A 24,326-nucleotide genomic window follows, 5' to 3' on the forward strand; every position below is an offset into this window, starting at 1 on the left:
GACTTTTCGGATAAAAAAACCGGGAACCAGTAACCGGAAACTGGAAACTATCTACGTATGAAACTTTGGCAAAAAGATAAAGCATCCCTGAAAGAAGTAGAAACGTTTACTGTTGGTAAAGACAGGGAAATGGATATGTACCTGGCAGCTTTTGATGTGCAAGGCTCGTTGGCGCATATAGCAATGCTGGAATCAGTTGGCTTGTTGACCAAAAATGAACTCACACAATTACAGGCAGAACTAAAAAATATTTACCGGCAGATACAAAATGGTGATTTCCGGTTACAGGATGATGTGGAGGACATTCATTCCCAGATTGAATTACTATTGACGCAAAAGCTGGGTGATACCGGAAAAAAAATTCATTCTGCCCGCAGCCGCAACGACCAGGTTTTGGTTGACGTAAAACTTTTTCTTCGCAATGAGCTGGAAGAACTGGTAAAAACTATTCAGCCTTTTTTCGATTTGTTGCAAACCCAAAGTGAAAAATATAAAGCACATCTTTTCCCGGGCTATACGCATTTACAACTAGCCATGCCTTCGTCTTTTGGCTTATGGTTTGGCGCCTATGCCGAAAGCCTGGTAGATGATACGGTTACAATCAGGGCTGCATATGATGTGGTGAATAAAAATCCGCTGGGATCAGCTGCAGGTTATGGTTCTTCTTTTCCTATCAACCGCTCGATGACAACAAGGTTGTTGGGCTTTGCGGATCTGAACTACAATGTAGTCTATGCACAAATGGGAAGAGGTAAAGCCGAAAGAATTGTTGCCCAGGCTTTGGCCAATGTAGCGGATACCCTGGCCAAACTCAGCATGGATGCATGTCTTTACCTGAACCAAAATTTTGGTTTCATCAGTTTCCCCGCAGAGCTGACTACAGGCAGCAGCATCATGCCGCATAAAAAAAACCCGGATGTATTTGAATTGATCCGTTCACATTGCAACCAGATCAAAGCTTTGCCAAATGAGATCATGCTAATGACCACGAATCTTCCATCGGGTTATCACCGCGACCTGCAATTGCTGAAAGAACATTTGTTTCCTGCATTTAAGACCTTGAAAGATTGTATTGAAATGGCAGGGCTGATGTTATCAAACATTGAAGTGAAAAAAGATATATTGGCTGATGAAAAATACAAATACCTGTTTAGTGTGGAGGAAGTAAACAAACTGGTAAATGCAGGTATGCCTTTTCGTGATGCTTATAAGAAAATAGGATTGGATATTGAAGCAGGAAATTTTACTTACCAAACTTCTGTCAGCCATACGCATGAAGGAAGCATCGGCAATCTTTGTACTGATGAAATAAAAAAACAGATGCAAAAAGTAATTGAGTCTTTCCCTTTTGCATCTGTTCATACTGCTATTGAAAATTTAATGAGCTAGTTTATCACAATCCGTATTTATCTATCAAATAAATCAACGCCGCCATATTCACTGCTCCTAATTCCAACTCCCTCTTATTTACATTTTCAAACACATCATTGCGGGCATGGTGAATATCAAAATATCGCTGTGTATCCGGATTCAACCCTGCCACTGGCGTTCCAAATGTTCGGTTCAAAGGACCAATATCAGCACCGCCACCGCCTTTTACAAAGTTACCTGCGCCATAAGGAGCGATCAGGGGATTCCATTCCATCACTTTCTTCAATTGCTCATCTGATACAGTAAATCCAAAACCTCTTGGCGTAAAACCACCGGCATCACTCTCCAACGCAAAAATGTGTTTTTCATTTTGTGCTTTTGCCTCTTCAGCATATTTGGCGCCACCGCGCAACCCGTTTTCTTCGTTAGCAAACAACACAAACCGAATCGTTCTTTTAGGTTTGTAGCCAATGGCTTTAAATGCCCTCAACACTTCCATGGTTTGTACGCAACCAGCCCCATCGTCATGCGCTCCTTCGCAATTATCCCAACTGTCGAGATGCCCACCGATAGTTATAATTTCATTGGGGAATTCAGAGCCCATCAATTCACCAATCACATTATGCCCAATGGTGTCCGGCAACATTTTTCCATTTGTTTTCAAATAAACTGTTACGGCTTTTTTCTCCAATTCGGCAGCGAGCCAATCTGCATCTCTTAAACCAATTGCAACGGCCGGAATTTTTGCATAGCCGGAGTCATAATTGGTCGCACCTGTATGGGGGTTGTTGTCAACGCTATTGCTCATGCTACGAACGATTACTGCTGCTGCACGATATTTCGCTGCACGGCTTGGACCCTGCCCCCGGTATTGTCCGGCATCCCGATAAGCCCAAAATGTATTAACATAGGTATCATTGAATTTATAATTGTAAAAAACAATTTTACCGTTGACCAGGTCCTTCTTTTTTTCCAGGTCTTCAAATGAATTCACAAGCACCACATTATCAACAACACCTTTTGAACCTGTGCCCACTGAATTGCCTAGAGCAATAATATCCAGCTTGCGGGTCATTTTATTAGAACCAACACTACTTGCCGATGATTGAAAACTTAACACACCGGCTTCATCCTTTCCACCTCTTACCCAATGCGGAACCATGCATTCCTGCAACCAAATTTTTTCCGCACCACTTTCCTGCATTATTTTGAATCCCCATTGTTCAGCTTTCACCATACCGGTCGAACCGGCCAGCCTGGCGCCAATCTGTTTGGTGAGATAATGAAGATTGTTATACGCCTTACCATTTAATAAGATCTCATCAGCAATACGACGGATCAGCAGTGAGTCTTCTTTTTGAGCGGAAGCAACAAAATTTGTCGCTAAAAGGATACAGAAAAATAATATGCCTCTCATGTATTTGAAATTTTTCTAACTAAATTGATTTAGACGGTTAATTAATAAACCAGCCTGACGGCAGACAAGCATTAAAAATAAATATTTAAGTTGAACAGTAAACCTTCCTGCTACAAAAACTGTTACCTTAGGGTTGTTATAAGCAATTTATAATTTATGAGAATTGGAATTGTTTGCTATCCTACTTTCGGTGGCAGCGGTGTTCTGGCTACTGAATTGGGAAAAGCCCTTGCTCAGAAAGGCCACCTGGTTCATTTTATTACTTACCAGCAGCCTGTCCGGTTGAATGGATTTATTCCAAACATTTTTTATCATGAAGTACAGGTGCCTACTTATCCTTTGTTTGATTATCCTCCCTATGAGACAGCATTGGCGAGTACCATGGTTGATGTCATAAAAAATAATGACCTTGACCTCTTACATGTCCATTACGCTATTCCGCATGCTTCGGCGGCTTATATGGCTAAAAAGATATTGGAAAAGGAAGGAAAACAAATACCGGTTATTACAACTTTGCATGGCACAGACATTACCCTTGTAGGCCGCGATAAAATGTATGCTCCCGTCGTCGCTTTTTCTATCAATCAAAGCGATGCTATCACGGCAGTATCAGCGAACCTGAGAGACGAAACGAATAAAACGTTTACAATTGAAAAAGAAATCGAAGTAATCTACAACTTCGTAGATGTACAACGTTTCACCCGCAAACCGATCGATGCCTTTAGAAAAGTAATAGCTCCTAATGGTGAGCGCATCTTATTACATGCTTCCAACTTCAGAAAAATAAAACGTGTGCAGGACGTGGTAAAGATCTTTCACGAAGTGCATAAGCAACTCCCATCAAAATTATTATTTGTGGGTGATGGCCCGGAAAGACAGATGGCGGAAGAGCTAAGCCGTTCATTGGGTGTATGCGATGATGTTCGCTTTGTAGGTAAGCAGGAACAAATGGAAGATATCTTAGCTATTGCTGATCTGTTTTTGCTGACTTCGGATTATGAAAGCTTTGGTTTGGCCGCACTGGAAGCTATGGCCGCTGGTGTTCCGGTAGTATCGACTAACGCCGGAGGTTTAAAAGAAATAATGATACAGGGTGAAACTGGTTATATGGCTAATATCGGCGACATATCGGCGATGAGCGAATACGCACTGGATATTTTAACCCAGGATGATGTACTAAAGAAATTTAAACTCAATGCTGCTGAACATGCTAAAAAATATGATATCAGCAATATCATCCCGGTTTACGAAAAATTATACGAACGATTTCTTTAAATAAAAAACTCCCTGCCAATACAGGGAGTTTTACTTTTCAATTTCTTCAATTTCTTTAACGACGCAACCATCCGGCCGGGTTTACGTTTTTATTTTCGATCATCAGCATGAAATTGATCTGGCCCCCCGATCCGTCATCAGCATCTCCTGCACGGCCGATTGTCTGACCTGTCTTAACGGTAGCCCCTTTACCTACATTTACAGCTGATAGGTTACCATATGAAGTAAAATATTTTCCATGGCGAACAACGACGGCGGCAGCTTCGCCATAGTTATGAACAGCTATTACTTCACCATCAAATACCGCTTTTACCGGTGAGCCGGCGGGAGTACCAATTGTGATACCGGGATTATCATCATATATCTTCTCAAAACCAGGTACTTCATAACGCCCAAATGGTATCAGCACAACTTTTTTATCAACCGGCCAGGGGAGTTTGCCCCGGTTATTGGAGAAATCGGCACCCAGTGCAATATCTTTTGCATCCACTTCCAGGTAACTGATAACTTTTTTCTCCGCTACTTCAGGCTTTGCAGGAGTTGCGGCTGGTGTAGTGGGACTTGCCGATGCCAGTTCTTTCTTTTTCTCGGCTGCGATCCTGTCTCTTTCTTTCTTCTCGGCAGCCATCTTTTCTTTTGCTTTCTTTGCCTCTGCCTCAATTTCTCTTCTTACAATGGCAGCAATGGCATTCCTGAGATCACGGTCACGTTTCTTTTTTGCTGCAATTTGTTTCTGCAAATCTTTTCCTTGTGATTTTAACTCCGTCACAACTTTGTCTTTCTCTTTCTTTTGTTCCGCCAATTCATTGCGTTGCGTGGTCTGGGATTGCAGGGCTGTACTCTTCTGTTGCTTTCTTCCCAATTGTTGCTCCTGGCGTTTGGCGATCAACTGCTGTGTCTCGTTAATAGTAGTTACCTGCTGCTCCCTGTAAGCCCGGTAGCTTTTCAGATAAGCCACCCGGCGAATAGCATCATTAAAACTATTGGCGGAAAAAATAAAATTTACATAATCAAAACTGCTTCGGTTCTTATATGCATACACGATTGTTTTGGCATATTCTGACTTCAACGTATCCAACTGCTTTTGCAGGCGATAAATTTCCAGGTTACTGCGGTAGATGTCATCATCGATAAAACGAATCTCTTTATTGATACTGGCAATATAACGCTCCTGCAACGTGATCTTCCTCGCTAACATATTCAACTGTCCCAGGGATTGCTTTGTTTGCCCTTTCACCTTATTATACATCCCCTGGATTTCTTTCAACTCATTTTGTATTTCTTTTCTTTCTCTTTCCAATTCAGCCTTATCAGAACTTTGTGCTGCAACAAAGCCAGCAATTCCCAAAAATGCCAGGACCGTAAACAATAATTTGTGCATATTCAGAATTTTGGATTAGCAAACAGGGTTTAAGAACAGAAACACTATAACGACCGCATTTTCGATAAATTTTATCAACTAATCTTTCTTATAATTTTTGGGTATCGAAAAAGGAAAACTTAACGTTTCATTAAATTCATAGGATTTAAAATCAAGCTTTATATCCAGTTTGGATTTTTCAGCTACCGTAATTCTTCTTTTGGTAGAAAAATTAACACCCTTCTTATTTTCGTAGTCTGTATAACTAAGATTGCAGGTCCGGCTCCTGTTTTTATCAATATCATCCAGCTTACTGTTTTCAATCCTGCGTTCTGCATTCAGCGTAAGCAGGTTTTTAAACCATTCACCTATGGTTAATAGCGAAATATCATCGCCATTTTTTGAATAAGAAATAACAGTGCTGTCTACAAATACCGGGTTACCGATCAAAATACCCTGCAGTGAATGCAGGTCCAGCGGCAATGCAACCACCTCCTGCAAATAAGCCACACTCCTCGCACTGTAGGCTTTATCCATTTTATTTAAAATCTTAACAGAATCGGGAGTAATATAAGCCCGTATACCTTCAATACCCAAAGCGCCGGTGATTGATATCCAGATCACACTGTCTTTATACATCCGGAGATTGGCCGTGACATCGTATTTTTTTCCATCGCTGCCTTCATAGTCCACTTTTACTTTGGAAGAAAATGTAGTAAAGTCAATCAGCCCTGCATTCATTTTTGCAGTGGTTTCTTTTATGATTGCGGCTGAGTCCTCTCCTGATTTGTTGATCACAGGGACTATGGTAACTGAATCTTTTTTAGCAATTGCTGTTTGTATTTTTCTTGTGGAGCGACAGGATGCCATCAAACAGCCAACTACTATTACTATTAATGTTGCTCTAATCATTATTATTTTTCTTGTCATAAATTGTTTCCGGTTGCCGGTTACATGTTACCGGTTTATTTATCCGGAAAATCATTCCAGTTATTTTCAACCCATTGAATGAATTTGTTTATTTTCTTACTCAACAAGTCGCATTCGGATTGAAGTTTATAGTAAGAATCGTTGCCTTTTAAAGATTCAGTCTCAAATAGAAAATCTAAATGAACTATAGTTTCATCACATTCTGATTGGGCATATACCAAAAATTTGATAAAATCGGCTTTGTACCTTCTTCTGCCATATCCTTCTACAATCATGGAGGTGACAGATTTTGATGATCGACGTATTTGACTCCCTTCTTCAAAAAGTTCAAATTTTGGAAGCTGTAAACTCACTTTATGAATTTCAATCGCCAGCCTCTTCGATTCCTTATAAATTTCTAAATCCCTATAACTCTTCATATATTTTCTGCCAAAGGAAAGTTTTGAAACTCAGGCAACCGGAAACAGGTAACTGGTAACCAGTTCAGCGTTTGCCTGTATGACCAAAGCCCCCGGCATTTCTTTCTGTTACTTCCAATTCTTCTACCGGTTTCAAGGTTGCTATTTCAATTTTTTGCACAACCATCTGGGCTATGCGGTCGCCATGGTGTATGACCTGGTCCTCGTTGGAAAGGTTGATTAAAATAACCTTAATTTCTCCGCGATAATCTGCATCAATGGTTCCCGGAGTGTTTAAGCAGGTGATACCGTGTTTGATCGCCATACCGCTACGGGGGCGAATTTGTACTTCATGGCCTACTGGTATCTCCATAAAAAGGCCGGTGGGTATCAATGCTCTTTCCAGCGGCTTTAATGTTTTTTCTGTCCCGAGGTTGGCTCTTATATCCATGCCTGACGAACCGCTGGTGGCATAAGCAGGCAAGTCGTTGGAAGAGGTATTGATGATTTTTATTTCGATGGTATTCATTATTTGCAAATATAAAGGTTCAACAAGTTTAAGGAGTCTAAACGTTTAAAAGGTTACTCTGCAATCTCTGGAACTTCTTCAACCTTTTAAACCATTTGAACTTTCTCCAGCATCACGACTGCATGAGCCATTAATCCTTCTTCCCTACCGACAAAACCCATTTTTTCTGTTGTAGTTGCTTTAATTGAAATATCTTTTTCAGTTATGCCGACGATAGCGGCGATAGCCTGTCGCATTTGAGTTGTATAAGGTTTGATCTTCGGTTGTTCCAGGCAAAGAGTGCTATCAATATTAACGATAGAATAACCCTCTTTCCTGATCATCTCAACAGTTTTCTGCAGTAGTATTTTGCTATCAATATTTTTATAGGTCATATCGGTATCGGGAAAGTGAACACCAATATCGCCTAAGCTCAATGCGCCCAACATGGCATCACAAATAGCATGAAGCAAAACATCTGCGTCGCTGTGGCCCACAGCTCCCTTTGTATGTTCAATTTTTATTCCACCTATCCACAGGTCCCTTCCTTCTTTCAATTGATGAAAATCGACACCTATGCCAATCCGGTAAGCCATGATTTATTTTTAGGATGCAAATATAGAATGTTGCCGGTTGAAGACGTTGTTTCCGGCCTGCCTGTCCGGTAGGCAGGTTACCAGTTTCCGGTTACCCGCTGACTTGCGCCAAATTTTTATTCATAATTCACTGGTTGATTGATGACCAGGGATAGTATTAAAAAAATATCCTGTCTTAAAGACAGGATATTTTTAAATTCATTTATTCACTGGTAACCAGCAACTGCAACTTTTCTATTCTTCCCCTTCTCCGGCAGCCGGGTCTAAGTCAAAAAGGATAGAGAAGCGAAGTGTATTTGACAATGGATTTTGTGTAACACCACTACCAGAAGGCAAAAGATAAGAAAAGTTAAGCCCGAAAATATTATACTTTACGCCAATACCTGTAGTAAAATAACGGCGATTACCTTTTGTTTTATCTTCAAAGAAATAACCTGCACGTAATGCAAACTGGTTTTTATACCAAAACTCAGCCCCTGCAGAAACCTGGAACTCTTTCACTTCTTCCTTAAAGCCATCAGGTGCATCGCCAAAAGAGCTGAACCAACTGGAAACAACACCCTTTTTTCTATACTCAGCTACTGCATTAGGATCGCTGAGATCAGCAGGTGGAGTTGGTACCAACAATTTATTAATGTCTAAGCCAAATGTGAGTTTATTGTCTTCGTTGAAGTTCTTGGTCCAGGTGGTTCCCAGTCCAAGGTTTGCAGGTATAAAATCTTTTGAATCGGCATTACCGGTATAGGAAATCTTAGAACCCAGGTTGGTCAGGGTAGCACCAAATGCGAAGCCATCACCTGCCTCATCATGACCGTTATAATAAAAACCGATATCACCGGCTACTGAATTACCAGCTTTATAAGTGGTGCTTCCGGAGGGAACGCCGTTGGTCAAATCTGAATTGATATAGCGTAAAGCAATACCCAATCCCAATTTGTCAGAAAGCTTACGGGAATAACCGAGGTCAATACTAAACTCTCTGGGTTTACCATTTCCCCATGAATTACCTACGCCATCTGTAAACTGGATATTGCCCAAACTGAAATAACGAAGGCCGAGATTAATGGCCTGCATTTCATCTAATTTATAGTAACCCGACAAAGAAGCCAGGTAAACATCATTCACCAAATTTTTTAACCAGGGAGTATAGGTGGCTAACACACCAGCCTGGGATTCATTGAAAGCCACTTTACCCATGTTCCAAAAACCACTTGCTGCATCGGGTGAAGTAGCAACACCAATATCCCCCATACCACCAGCACGTGCATCCGGAGAAATCCGCAAAAATGGAACGGCAGTCGTTACAACATTAATTGGCCGGGCAGTCGATTGAGATTTAGCAACGGGGACAAGTCCACAAAACAAGAGAAATCCGACAGTTAGTTTCAACACGGTTGGTCTCATTAGAATGATAGTTTTTTTAATTGGGTTTTTAAACAGTTCTCATTAAAACGGGGGTCGAAAGTATTGAATTTTACGGGTATCTAAAAAATGACCAGCTTTTCAATTTTTTCTTTTTTCAACCTGCCAGGAGCAATAACAGTTAATTTGTAAAAATATACGCCTTTACCAACCCTGTCACCGTATTCATCTCTCCCATCCCATTCCAGTTCACTTGAACGGTTGCCCGTTGTATTTATTGCCTTTTGCATGGTTTTAATTACTCTCCCGGATAGGGTAAATATTTGTAAACGAACCTTTAAGTCTTGCCCGGGCTTATTGTGCTCAAACCAAAACTGGGTTTTAGTGGCAAACGGATTAGGATAATTCAACACATGTTGCAGACTGAGTTCTTCATCTTTAGCTACAACAAACTCCAGCAGCACTTCATTAGAGTTGTTCATTGTATCCCAAGCCTTGATTTTCAAGGTATGAGGACCGGGTTCTAATTCCGGCATTTGAAAGCGAACACTGCCTTTTTGGTAACTGTTGAGCTCGCCTTCGTAAAAATCATTTAGAATAAAGAAACGGTTGTTGTCATTGTCCAATGTGGCGATGATGTCATGCCCGATCCCTGTTCCAACGGTATTGATGCCGGAGGAGTCAGATAACTTTAAGATCAGGACCGGCAATTCGTTGGTAACACTGCCGTTGACAAATTTCTCATCATTTAAAAAGGGTTTTATTTCAGGCCCTTCTTTGTCATTACCTAATTCATTGGCTGTGCCACCGATCAAAAAATTGGAAAAATAGCCGCTCCCATCCTGGCTGCCATTTTCGGCATAGAGGCTTAGCTTCCCCTTTCCATACTGGTAGTTGATATCTTTTGGCACCCTGAATGAAATGGCAAATTTACCGGCAGTGACGGTCGCTTTGCCTTTAAATAAAATATTGGATTGAATGGCAAACGAGGTTTTTGTACTCCCCGGATCGTTCGCCAATGTGGTCACCTGTTTGGGTTTGTCGAAAACAGCAGCATAAATATTCCCGTTAAACTGCGATAAGAGGTTGCCAGAAAAGTCCGTAACCACTCCTTCAAGGATAATTTTTTCAGTAGCACTAAGCGTATCCGTTTGGGCAATAGCTTTTCCATTTAGCGTAGTTGGCCTTGCCTTGATAACCGGGAAGGCAAGTGTCAGAGCTGGGTCCCCGAGCAAAGTAAACTTGCGGTTATTGGTAATATCGGCTGAAGTCTGGTAGGTGTAATTCTTGGCCTCTTTTACAGCGCCGCCCAGGCTGCGGTATTTTCCGTTGGCATCCGGTTCTAGTGCAAACTTCAGGTAATTGTCATTCATGACCCGGTTGCTGAATGCGAATACTGTCCGGGTGGTTGTCATCAGGGCAATACCACCTGTTTTTGGTCGCACCAAAATATTTTCACCTATAGAATTAATCAGCGGGTTATCATAAGGTGCAAAATCACAGGTGGCAGTGATGAAAAGCGGCAGACGATTAGGATTATTCCAGCTATTAACTATATCCTGGTCAAGAATGGTTTCTTCGGCAAGACGCCGCGGGCTGCCATGACCATTAAAATTCCAAATTAATGTGCCGGCAAAAACCTGGTTGTTGATGGCCTGGTTGACCGTTGGATAACGGCTTCCGCCTGATCCGCTCTCCTGTTGGTAGGCGTCTAAATATATTTTTTGCAAATCGAATAAAGGAGCAATATTGGCTGCGGTACCGGAAACCTGTTCGGCATCCCGCAAATGAAGGTTTTGATCTTCATCATCAGCAATAAAAGTCAGGTTGGTTCGCCAGGGTCCATAGCTTTTGGCATCAAAATAAGCTTCTACTTTGTCCACAAAATTCTTTGCCTCATCGATGTTTTTGGCTGGCACCCTTCCAATGCCGATATCAAGATAATTGGAAACAACCCCGGAATTGATATCTTCCGTATCATCCAAAAACCCAAAAAAGTCATCGGATGTATAAGTCGATAATACATCGAGTGAAATGTTGCTTTGCCAGGCAGGGACAAAATTGGTATTATTGATCAGCCTGTTTTTATAATCATAGGAAGCATCGCCAAAAAGTAATAAATAACGTAGCCTGGTTGTGAGATCGCCTTTGTATTTATCGTAATACATTTTTACAAAATCCCGAATGGCTACCGGGTCCGGGTTGCCGCTTGCAAATTCATGATACACCTGGTCCGTAGTCACAACCAGGCTCCGGAGCCCGTTCCGCTGTTCATGAAATTTTGCGAGTCGCTGGGCCTGTGATAAAAATGGTGGATGAGTAATGATGATATAATCTACCGGTGCCGTAGCATGAAGATCCTGGTTGCCCACCTTTCCTTCTGCAACCGGGGTTAGCAAATTGGTTTCCTTAAAAACAATATATTCTTTAAGACGCGAACAGCTATTTAAAAACTTCAAAGTATTGCCAGTAATAGTGGATGGCATTAAAACAGGTGTCAACGGATCAGTAATATCCCAAACTTGTGATGTGCTGCTAACCTCTGCTATTACAAATTCGCCAGTATGATTGCCAACACTGGCCCAGTCCCTGAACTGCAATTGATCCAGGTTTTTTAACGAGAGTTGTTGCCTGTAAAATAACTCAAACCAATTGAGCCAACCCTGGGCATTAAAACTCCCGGGAGTATAGGTATAGCCGACAATATTATTTTCCTGCATCAACACAGCATTGGCAAGATGAATGGTCTGATATGCAAACTGGTCATAAGGTCCCGTGCCAACCGGTTGAATAGTCAATTTCCCCAGTGCAGCATTATTTAGTTGTATTTCAAAAAAACTTCCTGTCCCCGCCGAACGGGCCACGCAATTTGTTTGCATCGTCAGCTGGCTACCGCTGACAATATTTGAAATGGTAACAGGAAAGTTCCGGGTTAAGCCACGTCCGGGCATGTTTGAAAACTCTTCACCATACCATTCTTTACCACTGTTTAAAAAATTGACTGTATCCAGTTCATGAAAATACCTGCCGGAAAAACTGGTGACAGAAATAGTTGGAGAAGCAGCGCCAGGAGCAGCCGGTATTCTTTTACCGTTACTACCAACCCGTAAATAATAAAAACTCTTATCGGTATAAATATTTTTTTGATGAATAAACCGCTGATTGGCAGAATCCTTTAGCCATTGATCTGGCCCCTGCGCATAGAATAAAATATGATCACTGCCATTTAAAATTCCATCCCCGCCATCAACTACCATGATGGCATTTTCCTGCAGGTCGTCGAGCCATTGGCCGGCATTTGCCTCGGCCAGCATTTGGCCGCCGTTTCCAAATAATTGTACCGCTTGGGAAGAAAGATTGGTCGTATTTACTCCCAGTTTATTTAAAAAGGCCAGGTCTATTTTGTAAATACCAGCCGTGGTAACGCTAAGTCGATACCAATTGCCGGAGGCGAGAACTGAGTGCGATGTATAACTGCGTTGAGCGATTGCCGGAACCAGCGTTCCCAAAAGGTACAATGTCAAAAACAATCTCTTTCTCAACAGCATAGGAGCAAAACTCGGGAAATAACGATGTAAAAAAGGTAATTACACGAAAAAGCCTGGGTTGAAAGTAATTATATTCGCAATTCGGTAGAAAATCCACTACCCAAACAATATTTTTATCTTGCTAACCGTTAAAATTATTCCAATTCGTAGGTATATGCAAAAAACAATGAAAGTGAAAAACTTAACAATCCTATTATCCTGTGTGGTGCTGTTGGCATCCTGCAAAGGCAAGGGCCTTTTTGCAAAAAAGAAAGACAAGTCTGAGGTTACCGGCTGGAACTACAACGACAAAAAAATGGGCGGTTACCAGGTAGCTAAAGCCAAAGATCAGCAAACCGGTCCGGGTCTCGTATTTGTTCAGGGTGGTACCTTCACCATGGGTCAAACAGATGAGGACGTAATGGGCGACTGGAACAATATTCCCCGCCGTGTTTCTGTTCCTTCATTTTATATCGACCGCACGGAGGTAGCAAACGTACACTATCGTGAATATTTGTTCTGGTTGAATAAGGTTTTCGATCCTTCTGATCCGGTGAACCTGCCAATTGTCGAAGCTGCATTACCTGATACGCTTGTTTGGAGAAGCGAATTGAGTTATAATGAACCATTGGTCGAATATTATTTTCGTCACCCAGGTTTCAACAATTACCCCGTAGTAGGTGTGACCTGGAGACAAGCAAAAGATTTCTGCTTGTGGAGAAGCGACCGTGTGAATGAGGGCATTCTTATGAATAAAGGATATATCAATGAAAATAGCATTCAGGGGCAGCAGGGAAGTAACAATTTTACTACCAAATCCTACTTACTGGATCTTTATCAAGCTGCTCCTGGTAAAACAGCTACTTCAAAAAAGAATCCTTTACAGACTGCGCAAGGACAGCCCCGTACTAAGGTTACTATGGAAGATGGTTTGTTGATGCCTGATTACCGCCTGCCATTTGAATCAGAGTGGGAATATGCAGCTTATGGTTTGATCGATCAAAACCCACGCCCCAGCAAGAAAGAAGGAAGACGTGGTGAAGAGTTGCAAACGAACAAACAAATATATCCCTGGTCTCAAAATGTAAATGGTCTTCGTGATACACGTCGCGGGAGCTGGCAAGGTCAGTTCCTTGCTAACTTCAAGCGTGGATCGGGTGATAATGCCGGTGTGGCCGGCGGTTTGAACGACCGTGCCTTCTACACGGCAGAAGTAAAATCATTTTATCCCAACGGTTTTGGTCTTTACAACATGGCCGGTAACGTAAGTGAGTGGGTACAGGATGTGTACAGACCATTATCTACTATGGACTTTGATGATATGCCAGCTCCTTTCCGTGGTAATAAATATGAGAAATTGTATAAAAACCAAAATGGCGAAGCTGAGATCAATGATACGACAGGCCGTGTGAGAATGATGGACGTTACCGATGCCGAAAGCAAAAACCGTCGTAACTATCAACGTGGTAACGTGATCAACTTCCTCGATGGGGATACTGCTTCGCAGGCTGCTTATGGCTATGGTGCTACCACTTTGATAAGTGATAAATCAAGAGTCTACAAAGGTGGTAGCTGGAACGACCGTGCTTATTGGATGAGCCCCGGCACACGCCGCTACCTCGAAGAAGACCAGGCTTTAAGTACCTTAGGTTTCCGTTGTGCAATGGACCGTATGGGTAGCCCTGAAGGAAATGGCCGTAAAGTTGGTCAGCAATTCCCAACTAAGAGACAAAAGAAATAATTTTTCGAAGTATTCAGTTGAATTTTACCCTTCGCCAAAAGCGAAGGGTTTTTTTATTGTTTAAACACATAATCATTTGCAACTTATTTTTGCCATATGTCAATTGAACAACTCTACGAGATTTATAAACAATACCCTTCTGTACAAACAGATACCCGGACGTTAAAAAAGGATGACTTGTTCTTTGCTTTAAAAGGCGGCAATTTCAATGGAAATCATTTTGCCAAACAAGCCATCAACGATGGCGCTGCTTACGCAATCATCGATGAAAAAGAATTTGACATACCCGGCAAAACTATCCTGGTTGATGAAGTGCTGAAGACTTTGCAACAATTGGCCAAACATCACCGGCAGCAATTTGATACCTTGCCTGATGGCAGGCAGGTCCCTTTTATCGCTATTACCGGCAGCAATGGAAAAACAACAACCAAGGAATTAATTCATGCGGTGCTTTCCACTACTTATAAAACATATACGACTGAAGGCAACCTGAATAATCATATTGGCGTACCGCTGACAATTCTAAAAATTAAAGCTGATGCAGAAATGGCCGTAATTGAAATGGGCGCCAACCACCCGGGAGAAATTGCTTCTTATTGTGAATATGCAATGCCTACCCATGGTATTATCACCAACGTTGGCAAAGCTCATTTGGAGGGATTTGGGAGCCTGGAAGGCGTAAAAAAAGCCAAGGGCGAGCTATTCGATTTCCTGCGTGGGCGGCCACATGGTTTTGCTTTTGTGATGTGGGATTATGACTACTTGCAGGAAATGAGTAAGGGGATCAGCGGTATCATCAAGTATGGAACAAGGGATGCACACATTACCGGGAGAGTAAACAAGACTGAGCCTTTTCTTGAAGTGGAAATAACGCAAGGATTGTCTAATCCATTTATTCAATCAAAGCTGATCGGTGAATATAACCTGCCGAATATTTTAGTTGCCGTGACTGTTGGCGAAACATTTAAAGTGCCAGATGAAAAAATAAAATTGGCCATTGAAAACTATCAACCCACCAACAGCCGGTCACAATTGATAGAAAAAGGCTCCAATAAGATTATACTGGATGCCTACAATGCCAACCCCAGCAGTATGAGGTTAGCAATAGAAAACTTCGCCAAATTAAAGGCTCCAAAAAAAGTGTTGATGCTGGGTGCGATGGCCGAATTGGGAAGCGAAAGCCTGGAGGAACATAAAACTATTGTTGAGCTAATAAAACAAAACCATTGGAGCGATGTAGCTTTGGTAGGCGGCGATTTCCTAAAGGTTGAACACCCCTATCATTCCTTTGAAAATTCAGCTCTTGCAAAATCCTGGTTTCAACAACAGGATTTCAAAAATTCCTACATATTAATAAAAGGCAGCAGGAGTATGCAGATGGAAAACATTTTGAAATAATAATGCCGCTGAAACTCCCGCCGCGGCGGGGATGGAGGTTTAAATCTACACATATGAATTGGAAAGAGATCTTTCCGCACTTTGAGCCTGAATTAATTGCTGTTTTGGAGAAAGAAGCAGTATTTAAAACTTTTGCTGCTGGTGAAGTCATCATGCGAACCGGCCAGTATATAAAGTCTACAGTGCTGATATTAACCGGCAGAATAAAAATATATCGTGAAAATGATGAAGGCGGCGAGTTCCTGATGTATTACCTGGGTCCAGGGCAGGCATGTGCTATTTCCATGATCTGTGCTATCCAATCGCAAACCAGTGAAATAATGGCGAAGGCAGAAGAAGACACGGAAGTGTTGATGCTACCTATACAATTGATGGATGAACTGATGAACAAATATAAAAGCTGGTACCAGTTCGTCATCCAAACCTACAGAAGCCGCTTTGATGAGTTGCTGTCTGTAATAGATAATATTGCATTTCGCAATATGGACGAACGGCTCGAGTTTTATTTAAAACGGCATGCAGACAAAACCGGGAAGAAAAGCATCGGACTTTCACACCAGCAAATTGCGGACGACCTGCATACCTCCCGTGAAGTTATTTCAAGACTCCTAAAGAAAATGGAGCAACGAAAGCAATTGCAGTTACATCGCAATATGATAGAACTACTCTAGTGTTAAGTCAAGTGTACTATGTCCAGGCAGGTTTCCCACAGAGACACTTATTACACAAAGAAAAAATACTTTGTGATCTCTGTGCCTTTTTGGGACATACGCCAACTTATCTTTAACATGACACCAGATAACACTGTTGTGATTTCTGTCACATTGCAGTAGCACCCGTTAAGTTAATCTTACAAAAAATTGGTATGGAACTTTTAGGGTATGTCGCATCAATAGTAATTGGCATTTCATTGGGTATGATTGGCAGTGGCGGCTCTATTCTTACTGTACCGGTTTTGGTGTATCTCATGAATATTAACCCGCTGCTGGCCACTACCAGTTCACTTTTTATTGTAGGCACCACCAGTCTTGTGGGTGGACTCCGGGCCTATTCAAAAAAACTGGTCGATTTTAAAGCTGTCACCGAATTCGGTATTCCTTCCATTTTTTCCATTTTTATTACCCGTCATTATCTGCTGCCGGCCTTACCTGAACGAATGTTCAACATTGGAAAGGAAGTTGTAACCAGAGACATATTTCTGATGGTGATATTTGCCATTCTGATGATACTGGCTTCCTATAGTATGATACGCAACAACAATGAAGCCGTCAAACCTGTTGCGGAGAAAGACCGGCATAATAAAGCATTACCGCTTATTTTACTGGGCCTGGGCATTGGAGTGGTTACTGGCTTATTGGGAGCCGGCGGCGGTTTCCTGATCATCCCATCACTGGTACTTTTTTTAAGGCTTCCCATGAAAACTGCGGTTGGAACTTCATTGCTGATAATTGCCATCAATTCACTTTTCGGCTTCCTCTTTAGTTTGAAACAATTTGAATACAACTGGACCATCCTGTTAGTTTTCACAGCACTGGCAATCGCAGGTCTTTTTATTGGCGGAAAACTGGCCGATAAAATTCCAAATGCGTCGCTAAAAAAAGGCTTTGGCTGGTTTATTTTGATAATGGGCCTCTATATCATAGTAAAGGAACTGGTATTTAAAAGTTAATTGTATTTGTGACAAAAGTCATAGATGATGATTGGGAAAGGCAGGAGATTTGTACCTGCTAAAAATAAAAGAATATGATAATCGAGCAAATTTATACAGGCTGTCTTGCACAGGGCGCCTATTACATCGAAAGTAATGGAGAAGCGGCAGTCATCGATCCATTGAGAGAAGTGGATTCATATATACAGAAAGCTGAAAGAAATAAAGCTACTATCAAATATGTTTTAGAAACTCACTTTCATGCCGATTTTGTGAGCGGGCATCTTGACCTGGCTAAAAAGACCGGTGCAACTATTGTATATGGCCCGAATGCAAAACCTGAGTTTGATGCCTATATCGCTAAAGATGGTGAAAAATTCCAGGTCGGTGATATCACAATAACTGCATTGCACACACCGGGTCATACCATGGAATCGACATGTTATCTGTTACACAATGAAAATAAAAAAGCTGTCGCACTGTTTAGCGGTGATACACTTTTTATTGGCGATGTTGGTCGTCCCGACCTGGCCCAAAAACTGGTAATAGATCTTACGCAGGAAAAATTGGCTGGTCATCTGTTCGATTCACTACGAAATAAGATCATGCCGTTGAGTGATGATATTATTGTTTACCCGGCACATGGTGCAGGCAGTGCATGCGGCAAAAATATGAGTAAGGAAACCACTGATACGCTGGGCCACCAGAAACAAACCAACTATGCGTTAAGAGCTGATATGACCAAGGAAGAATTTATCAAAGAAGTTACAAGTGGCCTGGTGGCACCGCCGGCATATTTTCCATTAAATGTTATGTTGAATATCAAAGGTTATGAAAGCATTGACAAAGTGCTGGAACGTGGTCATCATGCTATGAGCCCGGAAGTTTTTGAAACAGCCGCTAATGAAACAGGTGCTCTACTGCTGGATACCCGTGACCCGCAGACATTCGCCAAAGGATTTGTACCTAACTCAATCAACATCGGCATCGATGGAAGCTTTGCTCCATGGGTGGGCACCCTGATCCCCGATATCAGGCAGGAAATATTATTAATCACGGAGGAAGGACGTGAAGAGGAAGTAATCACCAGGTTGGCCCGCGTTGGATACGACTATACAATTGGTTATTTGAAAGGAGGTTTTGAAGCCTGGAAGAATGCCGGTAAAGAAATCGACAAGATCAAATCAATCAGCGCCGAAGAACTCAGTTTATTGGCTGAAACAAATGATATCAATATCCTGGATGTACGCAAAAACAGCGAATTTAATAGTGAACATGTTATTAATGCCGAAAATGCGCCGCTCGATTTTATCAACGACAGCATGCTGCAGATAGATAAGAACAGGACATATTATGTCCATTGTGCCAGTGGTTATCGTTCTATGATCTTTGCTTCTGTTTTGCGGGCAAGAGGGTATGATAACTTAATAGATATAAAGGGCGGCTTCAAGGCGCTCAAAGAAAATGGCGGCTTCACGTTAACCGAATATGTTTGTCCTTCAACATTACTTTAATTATTGATAAAAAATGGAATTGACATTACTAACCATATTGGATTGGTTGAAACAACCATGGCCATGGTATATTTCCGGACCGTTGATTGGATTAATGGTACCCGGCTTACTATTGATAGGTAACAAAAGTTTTGGCATTTCTTCATCGCTCCGGCATATCTGTGCGGCGTGTATTCCCGCAAAAATTCCCTTCTTTCAATATGATTGGAAAAAGGAAATGTGGAACTTGTTTTTTGTGACAGGTATTCTATTAGGCGCAATGATTGTAGCAGCCTTCCTGCAAAATCCTGAACCGGTAAAAATGAATGCCAATCTCGTGAGTGAACTGCAACAATATGGCGTCACTGATTATAAAGGGTTAGTACCGTCAGAGCTTTTCAATTGGAATAGTTTGTTTACACTCAAAGGAGTTATTATGATCGTTGGGGGTGGTTTCCTGGTAGGATTTGGCACCCGTTATGCCGGGGGATGCACATCAGGTCATGCTATCATGGGCTTAAGTAATCTTCAATTTCCGTCTTTGGTTGCTACGATCAGCTTTATGGCAGGTGGCTTTTTAGTAGCCAATTTAATTCTCCCCTGGATCTTAAAACTTTAATGAATGCAAACACAGGAAATTATACAGGAAAAAAAGCACCACGAATTTTTAACCAACAATACCGATTTTGAAGTACGGTCATTGGATACGGTTTGCGTGAATGAGTCAGAATTGAAACATCCATTCTGGCACAACCTGAAATACTTAGTTGCCGGAATTTTATTTGGTATTATACTGGTCAAAGCAGAGGTTATCTCATGGTTCAGGATACAGGAGATGTTTCGCCTGCAAAGTTTTCACATGTACGGGGTCATTGGTTCAGCGGTGGCCGTTGGCATGTTGTCGGTGTGGCTGATAAAAAAATATAAGCTCAAAACTATCTATGGAGAATCTATTGAATTTGTTCCCAAGAAATTCAATAAAGGCAATATTTATGGGGGATTGATCTTCGGCTTCGGTTGGGCCATCACCGGAGCTTGCCCTGGCCCATTGTTTGCCCAAATTGGAACAGGCGCCACGGTAATTATTGTTACCTTGCTAAGTGCCATCGCAGGCACCTGGGTATATGGCAAGATAAGAGAGAAGCTGCCACATTAGTTTTTCATGCAACGATATTAAATAAATAAAATGTTCACAGTCCATCCTAGTCTGTTTCGGGATGAAGCTGTGAACATTAATAACAATATGGTCTAACCGGCAAAAACATAACCACAACCTCTTTCCTGTGCCCGTCCCAAGGCCCACACTCCGGAAGGAACCACGGTAATGCCAGGCAATAATCCGGACTCCCAATCTTTCCTTACTTCGGCAGCGTCCTTTTGCATTGTTGCTGCCGCCACGGTACTATAAACCGTCATAGCAGCTCCGCATACGCAGAATAATACGCCGCTATCCTGCAATTGATTGATACCAATAGCCACTTCTCCAAAACCAGGAATTTTAAACGCCCCGGGCTTGGGTTTCCAGAATGGATTGCGGGTGGCCGGAGCTTTGGTTTCAGGATCATGAGCTTTAAACATTTCACCAAATTTATACTTCTCCCATAAACGGTCTTCAAAAGCATAAGGAATTGAATCATGACGAAGCACTACAACAACGCTGCAATCTTTTTCGGGTGAGCCAGTCGCCTCATTGGTGAGTAAAAAAACACGGGGCCATGCAAAAGGGAAAATCTCGTGCGGTTGTGGAGAATCAAAGACAATACGCCGTTTCCCTTTGATTTTTTTAAACATTTCTTCAGGATCATCAGCCCGATTGGCAGGCTCTTCAGCGTAAAGATCAAGTGGTGTGGCCAATCCGGCCAGTCCAATGGTGGCGGCACCAGTGGCAATAGATCCCAGAAATCCACGGCGGTCGGTCGTTCCAGAGAAATCATTTGTTGCCATAACAAAAAGTTTTGATTGAAAAATAAGGCAATAAGAAAAGAACCAGTTAAAAGCTACGAAAAAAAAATGACTATACAATTCACTAGTAAAAAGATCGGATCGCCATTAACCGTCTTTTATCCAAATTCATTTGCAGACGGGAAAAAATCGTAACTTATTACAGGTAAAAGTGGAACAGATTTGTACTTATCCCAAATAAGTGAGGCATTGGATAGGTTGAGTGTTAAATTGTAATAGTTAGCATTGTCGACAATTAACTTCTTATGAAACGAGCCATAAAAGTTTTTCGGGCAATTTATATATTGGGACGATGAAAATTTTTATGGCGAATTACATAGCCTGTCCCGAAGCATTTCGGGATGGCCAAAAAACAATAAAAATTAACACATGAAACAGATTCTTTTTATCCTGGTTATCCTGGTAGTGCTTTCTAATCATCTGTTTGCACAGCAACCTGACTACCGGGTGGTATTTGACATTACCAGTAAAGACACTAATGCACACAAAACGGTCATTCGGCAGGCTGGCGCCATCAATAAAGCAAATCCCGATGCCAAATTGGAAGTAGTGTTGTACGGTCAGTCCCTGGACATGGTATTAAAAGACAAATCCATAGTAGCTGATGATATTCAAAAATTAGTTGCAAATAAGAATGTCTCCTTCAAGGTTTGTTCCTTTACGCTTAAACGACACAATGCAGATGTCAGCCAATTAGTGCCCGGCGTGACAACGGTACCCGACGGTATTTATGAAATTATTACAAAGCAGAGAGAAGGCTGGGGCTATATAAAAGTGGCGCAGTAAACATACAATTAAGGCTACGCTTAAAGCTTAGGGTGATTATTATCACCTTTTTCGCACTCCTATCTTTCCTATCTTTGCGGCCCGGAAGGTAAAATACTTGATTATGTCAGCAGCCGAAAGATCGAGGGGATATTTAGCATCTGCATTAACTTGTCGTTGTCCCCGTTGTCGTGAAGGAAAATTGTTCAAGAATCCAGTTAGTTTCAGTTTCAAAAAGACCATGGAGATGAATAAAACCTGCCCCGTATGCGGACAGGCTACTGAAATCGAAGTTGGTTTTTATTACGGGACGAGCTATGTTAGCTATGCGTTGACGGTAGCGCTAAGTGTAGCTACTCTTATTGCCTGGTGGTTGACAATTGGTTTATCTACTGAAGACAATCGCTTTTTTTACTGGCTCGGATTTAATGCCGTTTTCCTGGTTGCATTACAACCGTGGCTGATGAGATTGAGCCGCAGTTTATGGATATCCTGGTTTGTAAGACATGATCCCGACTGGCGACATCATCAACCGGTTGATGTTTCTGAAAGATTGAATACAGAACAAGCCAATAACTGGTAATTAAAAGTCCTTCGCCAGGCAGTCAACAAAGCCTTTCCTACTTTCTAAATAATCAGGCCGGCTCATCCATCAGAATTTTTCGCAGGTGAAATTGCACAAAGGCGTCCATAGAATCAGCCCTTTTTGTATTATCTCTGTAGTTTAAAGGCTTGATGATATAACCCGATATTCCCAGTTGTTCGGTTGTGGCCCGGTCCACCGTTTCTGCAGAGGTCGTCATAATAAATACCTTGAGGCTTTTTAGCTCATTATCACTTCTCAATACCCTTAAAAATTCAATTCCATTCATTTTAGGCATGTTCAGGTCCAGCAAAATAACATCGGGGAGAATTTTATCTGATGGACTTTTTAACATTGCCAGTGCATCTTTACCATTGAAAGCGGTGTGTAGTTCGTAGTCGATATCTAATTTTCGTAAGGTCCGCTGCACACTGATTACATCGAGTTCATCATCCTCAACAAGAAGAATGTTTTTCTTTTTCATATTATTACACAGGATTTACTTTTGGCCATGTAAATACAAATTCTGCACCCTGCCCGGGAGCAGAATTAACTCTGATCATACAGTGTTGATCATCGATAATTTTTTTGATTATAGCAAGCCCGATCCCCGTACTTGACTTTTCATTTTTCTCCCGCAAGGTTTGAAATATTTCGAATATTTTTTCATGATACTCCGGATCAATTCCCGTACCATTATCCTTTACCGAAAATTCGTACTGGTTCTCCAGTTCTTTATACTTAATAATAATGCTTTTATCGCCGGAATGTGTGTGCATGTATTTTACCGAATTACTAATGAGATTGGTAAAAACCTGTTCAAGCTTGAGTCGCTCTGTATCAAATACCGGAAGCGGATATACCTTCACTTTGAAATGATCCGGCACTATAGCATCCGTAATATCTTTTACCAATTTATTGACATCGGTTCTTTCCAAATTTGTTTTCTGCCTGATCCTCGCATAGTCCAACAAGCCATTGATAAGATCTTCCATCCTGTTTGTTCTTTCGGGAATAATGCTGAGATAATTTTTCATTTGCGGTGATAACTCGTTTCCAATATCCTCTTCGATCCATTTAATGACATTATGAATACCCCGCAAAGGCGCTTTTAAATCATGTGATACAACATAAGCAAACTTGTCCAGTTCCTCATTTCGTTTCTCCAGCTCATTTATATTTTTCTGCAATTTGCCTGACATAATATTTAGCGAATCAGACAAGCGGGTAAGCTCATCATTTTGGGTATCCTTTACAGTCACAAATTCGCCTCTTGAAATACTTTCGGACAAACGAACCATCTGCTTTATTCTTTTGGAAATCAATCTTACGATATAGATAGTACTAACGATACCAACAATAACAGTCAGTGATAAGAAAATAAACGACACCGTGTGTGTCCTGTTAATGGAAGAGATGAGAGTAGCTGCCCGGGCACTTCTTAACCGGTATTCGCTTCTATCAAAGTTGGAGAATTTGATAGCAATAGAATCATTGATCTTTTGTCCCACCTGCTTTTTGAACTTACCCACAAACAACTGCTCATAGGTCTGGGTCGACGATTCCGAGACATTGAATTTTTTTCTTGCGTCGATAAGTGAGCCTGCATAGTCGATCCATCTTTTATGCATATCGTTTATTGAATCGAGAACGGCAAGCTGATTTTTGTTATCAAGAACCAGGCTTCTTTGTTCTTTAAAAAGCCCTGGTGCATCCCTTATTCCGATATAATAGGTTTCAAGAAAATTGGAATCGCCTGTCAGTAAAAATCCGCGAAAAGCGCTTTGCATTTCAATTATCACCCGATGCAACCTTGCTGAGTTACGAATAACAGATTCAGACCGTTCCAAAAACTTCGTATTCTTCTCCACTTTGGTGGAAAGAAGATAATTAGTATAGGAATCAATTATGGATAGAAAGAGCACAATCGAAAAGGCCAAAAGAATCTGTGTAGATAATTTCAATCCATTCTATTTTGGTTAATAATATAAT

22 protein-coding genes are annotated in these 24,326 nt (G+C 41.5%); 11 read left to right on the forward strand and 11 right to left on the reverse strand.

What is annotated here, in order from left to right; all coding sequences use genetic code 11:
- Positions 1 to 57 precede the first annotated feature (57 nt).
- Positions 58 to 1,389, forward strand: coding sequence for an argininosuccinate lyase (gene argH, locus ACFEL9_RS20815; protein ID WP_385894221.1), 1,332 nt, complete (start codon positions 58 to 60; stop codon positions 1,387 to 1,389).
- 4 nt (positions 1,390 to 1,393) lie between these two features.
- Here argH and ACFEL9_RS20820 read toward each other — a convergent pair whose 3' ends face one another.
- Positions 1,394 to 2,788 carry a M20/M25/M40 family metallo-hydrolase gene (locus tag ACFEL9_RS20820; RefSeq protein ID WP_385894223.1) on the reverse strand — a complete coding sequence of 465 codons (1,395 nt, stop codon included), beginning with the start codon at positions 2,786 to 2,788 and terminating at the stop codon, positions 1,394 to 1,396.
- A gap of 156 nt (positions 2,789 to 2,944) precedes the next feature.
- On the opposite strand from ACFEL9_RS20820, the gene bshA reads away from it, so the two are divergent.
- Positions 2,945 to 4,063, forward strand: coding sequence for an N-acetyl-alpha-D-glucosaminyl L-malate synthase BshA (gene bshA, locus ACFEL9_RS20825; protein WP_385894225.1), 1,119 nt, complete (start codon positions 2,945 to 2,947; stop codon positions 4,061 to 4,063).
- Positions 4,064 to 4,118: 55 nt separating this feature from the next.
- Here the strand turns inward: bshA and ACFEL9_RS20830 are convergent, their stop codons facing one another.
- The 7 genes from ACFEL9_RS20830 to porU all read right to left on the reverse strand — a co-directional run bounded on the left by ACFEL9_RS20830 (position 4,119) and on the right by porU (position 12,741).
- Positions 4,119 to 5,444 carry a murein hydrolase activator EnvC family protein gene (locus ACFEL9_RS20830; protein ID WP_385894227.1) on the reverse strand — a complete coding sequence of 442 codons (1,326 nt, stop codon included), beginning with the start codon at positions 5,442 to 5,444 and terminating at the stop codon, positions 4,119 to 4,121.
- A gap of 78 nt (positions 5,445 to 5,522) precedes the next feature.
- On the reverse strand, positions 5,523 to 6,335 hold the full coding sequence (gene lolB1, locus ACFEL9_RS20835) for a lipoprotein insertase outer membrane protein LolB1 (RefSeq protein ID WP_385894229.1): 813 nt from the start codon (positions 6,333 to 6,335) through the stop codon (positions 5,523 to 5,525).
- 53 nt (positions 6,336 to 6,388) lie between these two features.
- A complete protein-coding gene (locus ACFEL9_RS20840) occupies positions 6,389 to 6,772 on the reverse strand; it encodes a four helix bundle protein (protein WP_385894230.1) in 384 nt (127 codons plus the stop codon).
- Positions 6,773 to 6,836: 64 nt separating this feature from the next.
- On the reverse strand, positions 6,837 to 7,280 hold the full coding sequence (dut, locus tag ACFEL9_RS20845) for a dUTP diphosphatase (protein WP_385894232.1): 444 nt from the start codon (positions 7,278 to 7,280) through the stop codon (positions 6,837 to 6,839).
- A gap of 86 nt (positions 7,281 to 7,366) precedes the next feature.
- Positions 7,367 to 7,855 carry a 2-C-methyl-D-erythritol 2,4-cyclodiphosphate synthase gene (gene ispF / locus ACFEL9_RS20850; protein ID WP_385894234.1) on the reverse strand — a complete coding sequence of 163 codons (489 nt, stop codon included), beginning with the start codon at positions 7,853 to 7,855 and terminating at the stop codon, positions 7,367 to 7,369.
- 234 nt (positions 7,856 to 8,089) lie between these two features.
- Positions 8,090 to 9,259 (reverse strand): type IX secretion system outer membrane channel protein PorV, encoded by a 1,170-nt coding sequence (gene porV, locus ACFEL9_RS20855; protein WP_385894236.1) that lies wholly within the window; start codon positions 9,257 to 9,259, stop codon positions 8,090 to 8,092.
- Positions 9,260 to 9,339: 80 nt separating this feature from the next.
- A complete protein-coding gene (gene porU, locus ACFEL9_RS20860) occupies positions 9,340 to 12,741 on the reverse strand; it encodes a type IX secretion system sortase PorU (protein WP_385894238.1) in 3,402 nt (1,133 codons plus the stop codon).
- Positions 12,742 to 12,931: 190 nt separating this feature from the next.
- Between porU and ACFEL9_RS20865 the strand changes: the two genes are divergently transcribed.
- From ACFEL9_RS20865 to ACFEL9_RS20895, 7 genes are all read left to right on the forward strand, one after another.
- On the forward strand, positions 12,932 to 14,485 hold the full coding sequence (locus tag ACFEL9_RS20865) for an SUMF1/EgtB/PvdO family nonheme iron enzyme (protein WP_385894239.1): 1,554 nt from the start codon (positions 12,932 to 12,934) through the stop codon (positions 14,483 to 14,485).
- A gap of 96 nt (positions 14,486 to 14,581) precedes the next feature.
- Positions 14,582 to 15,883: a UDP-N-acetylmuramoyl-tripeptide--D-alanyl-D-alanine ligase gene (locus ACFEL9_RS20870; protein ID WP_385894241.1), complete on the forward strand. Its 1,302-nt coding sequence runs from the start codon at positions 14,582 to 14,584 to the stop codon at positions 15,881 to 15,883.
- A 53-nt stretch (positions 15,884 to 15,936) separates the two neighbouring features.
- Positions 15,937 to 16,554, forward strand: coding sequence for a Crp/Fnr family transcriptional regulator (locus ACFEL9_RS20875; RefSeq protein ID WP_385894242.1), 618 nt, complete (start codon positions 15,937 to 15,939; stop codon positions 16,552 to 16,554).
- A gap of 194 nt (positions 16,555 to 16,748) precedes the next feature.
- A complete protein-coding gene (locus ACFEL9_RS20880) occupies positions 16,749 to 17,552 on the forward strand; it encodes a sulfite exporter TauE/SafE family protein (RefSeq protein ID WP_385894244.1) in 804 nt (267 codons plus the stop codon).
- A gap of 74 nt (positions 17,553 to 17,626) precedes the next feature.
- Positions 17,627 to 19,045 carry an MBL fold metallo-hydrolase gene (locus ACFEL9_RS20885; protein WP_385894245.1) on the forward strand — a complete coding sequence of 473 codons (1,419 nt, stop codon included), beginning with the start codon at positions 17,627 to 17,629 and terminating at the stop codon, positions 19,043 to 19,045.
- A gap of 13 nt (positions 19,046 to 19,058) precedes the next feature.
- On the forward strand, positions 19,059 to 19,643 hold the full coding sequence (locus ACFEL9_RS20890; RefSeq protein ID WP_385894247.1) for a YeeE/YedE family protein: 585 nt from the start codon (positions 19,059 to 19,061) through the stop codon (positions 19,641 to 19,643).
- Between the two features lie 3 nt (positions 19,644 to 19,646).
- Positions 19,647 to 20,180 carry a DUF6691 family protein gene (locus ACFEL9_RS20895; RefSeq protein WP_385894249.1) on the forward strand — a complete coding sequence of 178 codons (534 nt, stop codon included), beginning with the start codon at positions 19,647 to 19,649 and terminating at the stop codon, positions 20,178 to 20,180.
- Between the two features lie 92 nt (positions 20,181 to 20,272).
- On the opposite strand, the gene ACFEL9_RS20900 is transcribed toward ACFEL9_RS20895, so the two are convergent.
- Complete coding sequence (locus ACFEL9_RS20900) at positions 20,273 to 20,968, reverse strand: hypothetical protein (RefSeq protein ID WP_385894251.1); 696 nt, start codon at positions 20,966 to 20,968, stop codon at positions 20,273 to 20,275.
- A 387-nt stretch (positions 20,969 to 21,355) separates the two neighbouring features.
- Here ACFEL9_RS20900 and ACFEL9_RS20905 point away from each other — a divergent pair, with 387 nt between their 5' ends.
- Together ACFEL9_RS20905 and ACFEL9_RS20910 are read left to right on the forward strand one after the other, a co-directional pair.
- Positions 21,356 to 21,772 carry a DsrE family protein gene (locus ACFEL9_RS20905; protein WP_385894253.1) on the forward strand — a complete coding sequence of 139 codons (417 nt, stop codon included), beginning with the start codon at positions 21,356 to 21,358 and terminating at the stop codon, positions 21,770 to 21,772.
- A 220-nt stretch (positions 21,773 to 21,992) separates the two neighbouring features.
- Positions 21,993 to 22,334 carry a DUF983 domain-containing protein gene (locus ACFEL9_RS20910; RefSeq protein WP_385894333.1) on the forward strand — a complete coding sequence of 114 codons (342 nt, stop codon included), beginning with the start codon at positions 21,993 to 21,995 and terminating at the stop codon, positions 22,332 to 22,334.
- A gap of 52 nt (positions 22,335 to 22,386) precedes the next feature.
- On the opposite strand, the gene ACFEL9_RS20915 is transcribed toward ACFEL9_RS20910, so the two are convergent.
- Together ACFEL9_RS20915 and ACFEL9_RS20920 are read right to left on the reverse strand one after the other, a co-directional pair.
- Entirely contained in the window at positions 22,387 to 22,818 is a 432-nt protein-coding gene (locus ACFEL9_RS20915; protein ID WP_385894255.1) for a response regulator, read from the reverse strand.
- A gap of 4 nt (positions 22,819 to 22,822) precedes the next feature.
- Positions 22,823 to 24,298, reverse strand: a complete 1,476-nt coding sequence (locus ACFEL9_RS20920) for a CHASE3 domain-containing sensor histidine kinase (protein ID WP_385894257.1) — start codon at positions 24,296 to 24,298, stop codon at positions 22,823 to 22,825.
- Between the last annotated feature and the right edge of the window lie 28 nt (positions 24,299 to 24,326).

The sequence above is a fragment of the Terrimonas alba genome (assembly GCF_042434975.1).
Lineage (GTDB): Bacteria > Bacteroidota > Bacteroidia > Chitinophagales > Chitinophagaceae > Terrimonas_B > Terrimonas_B alba.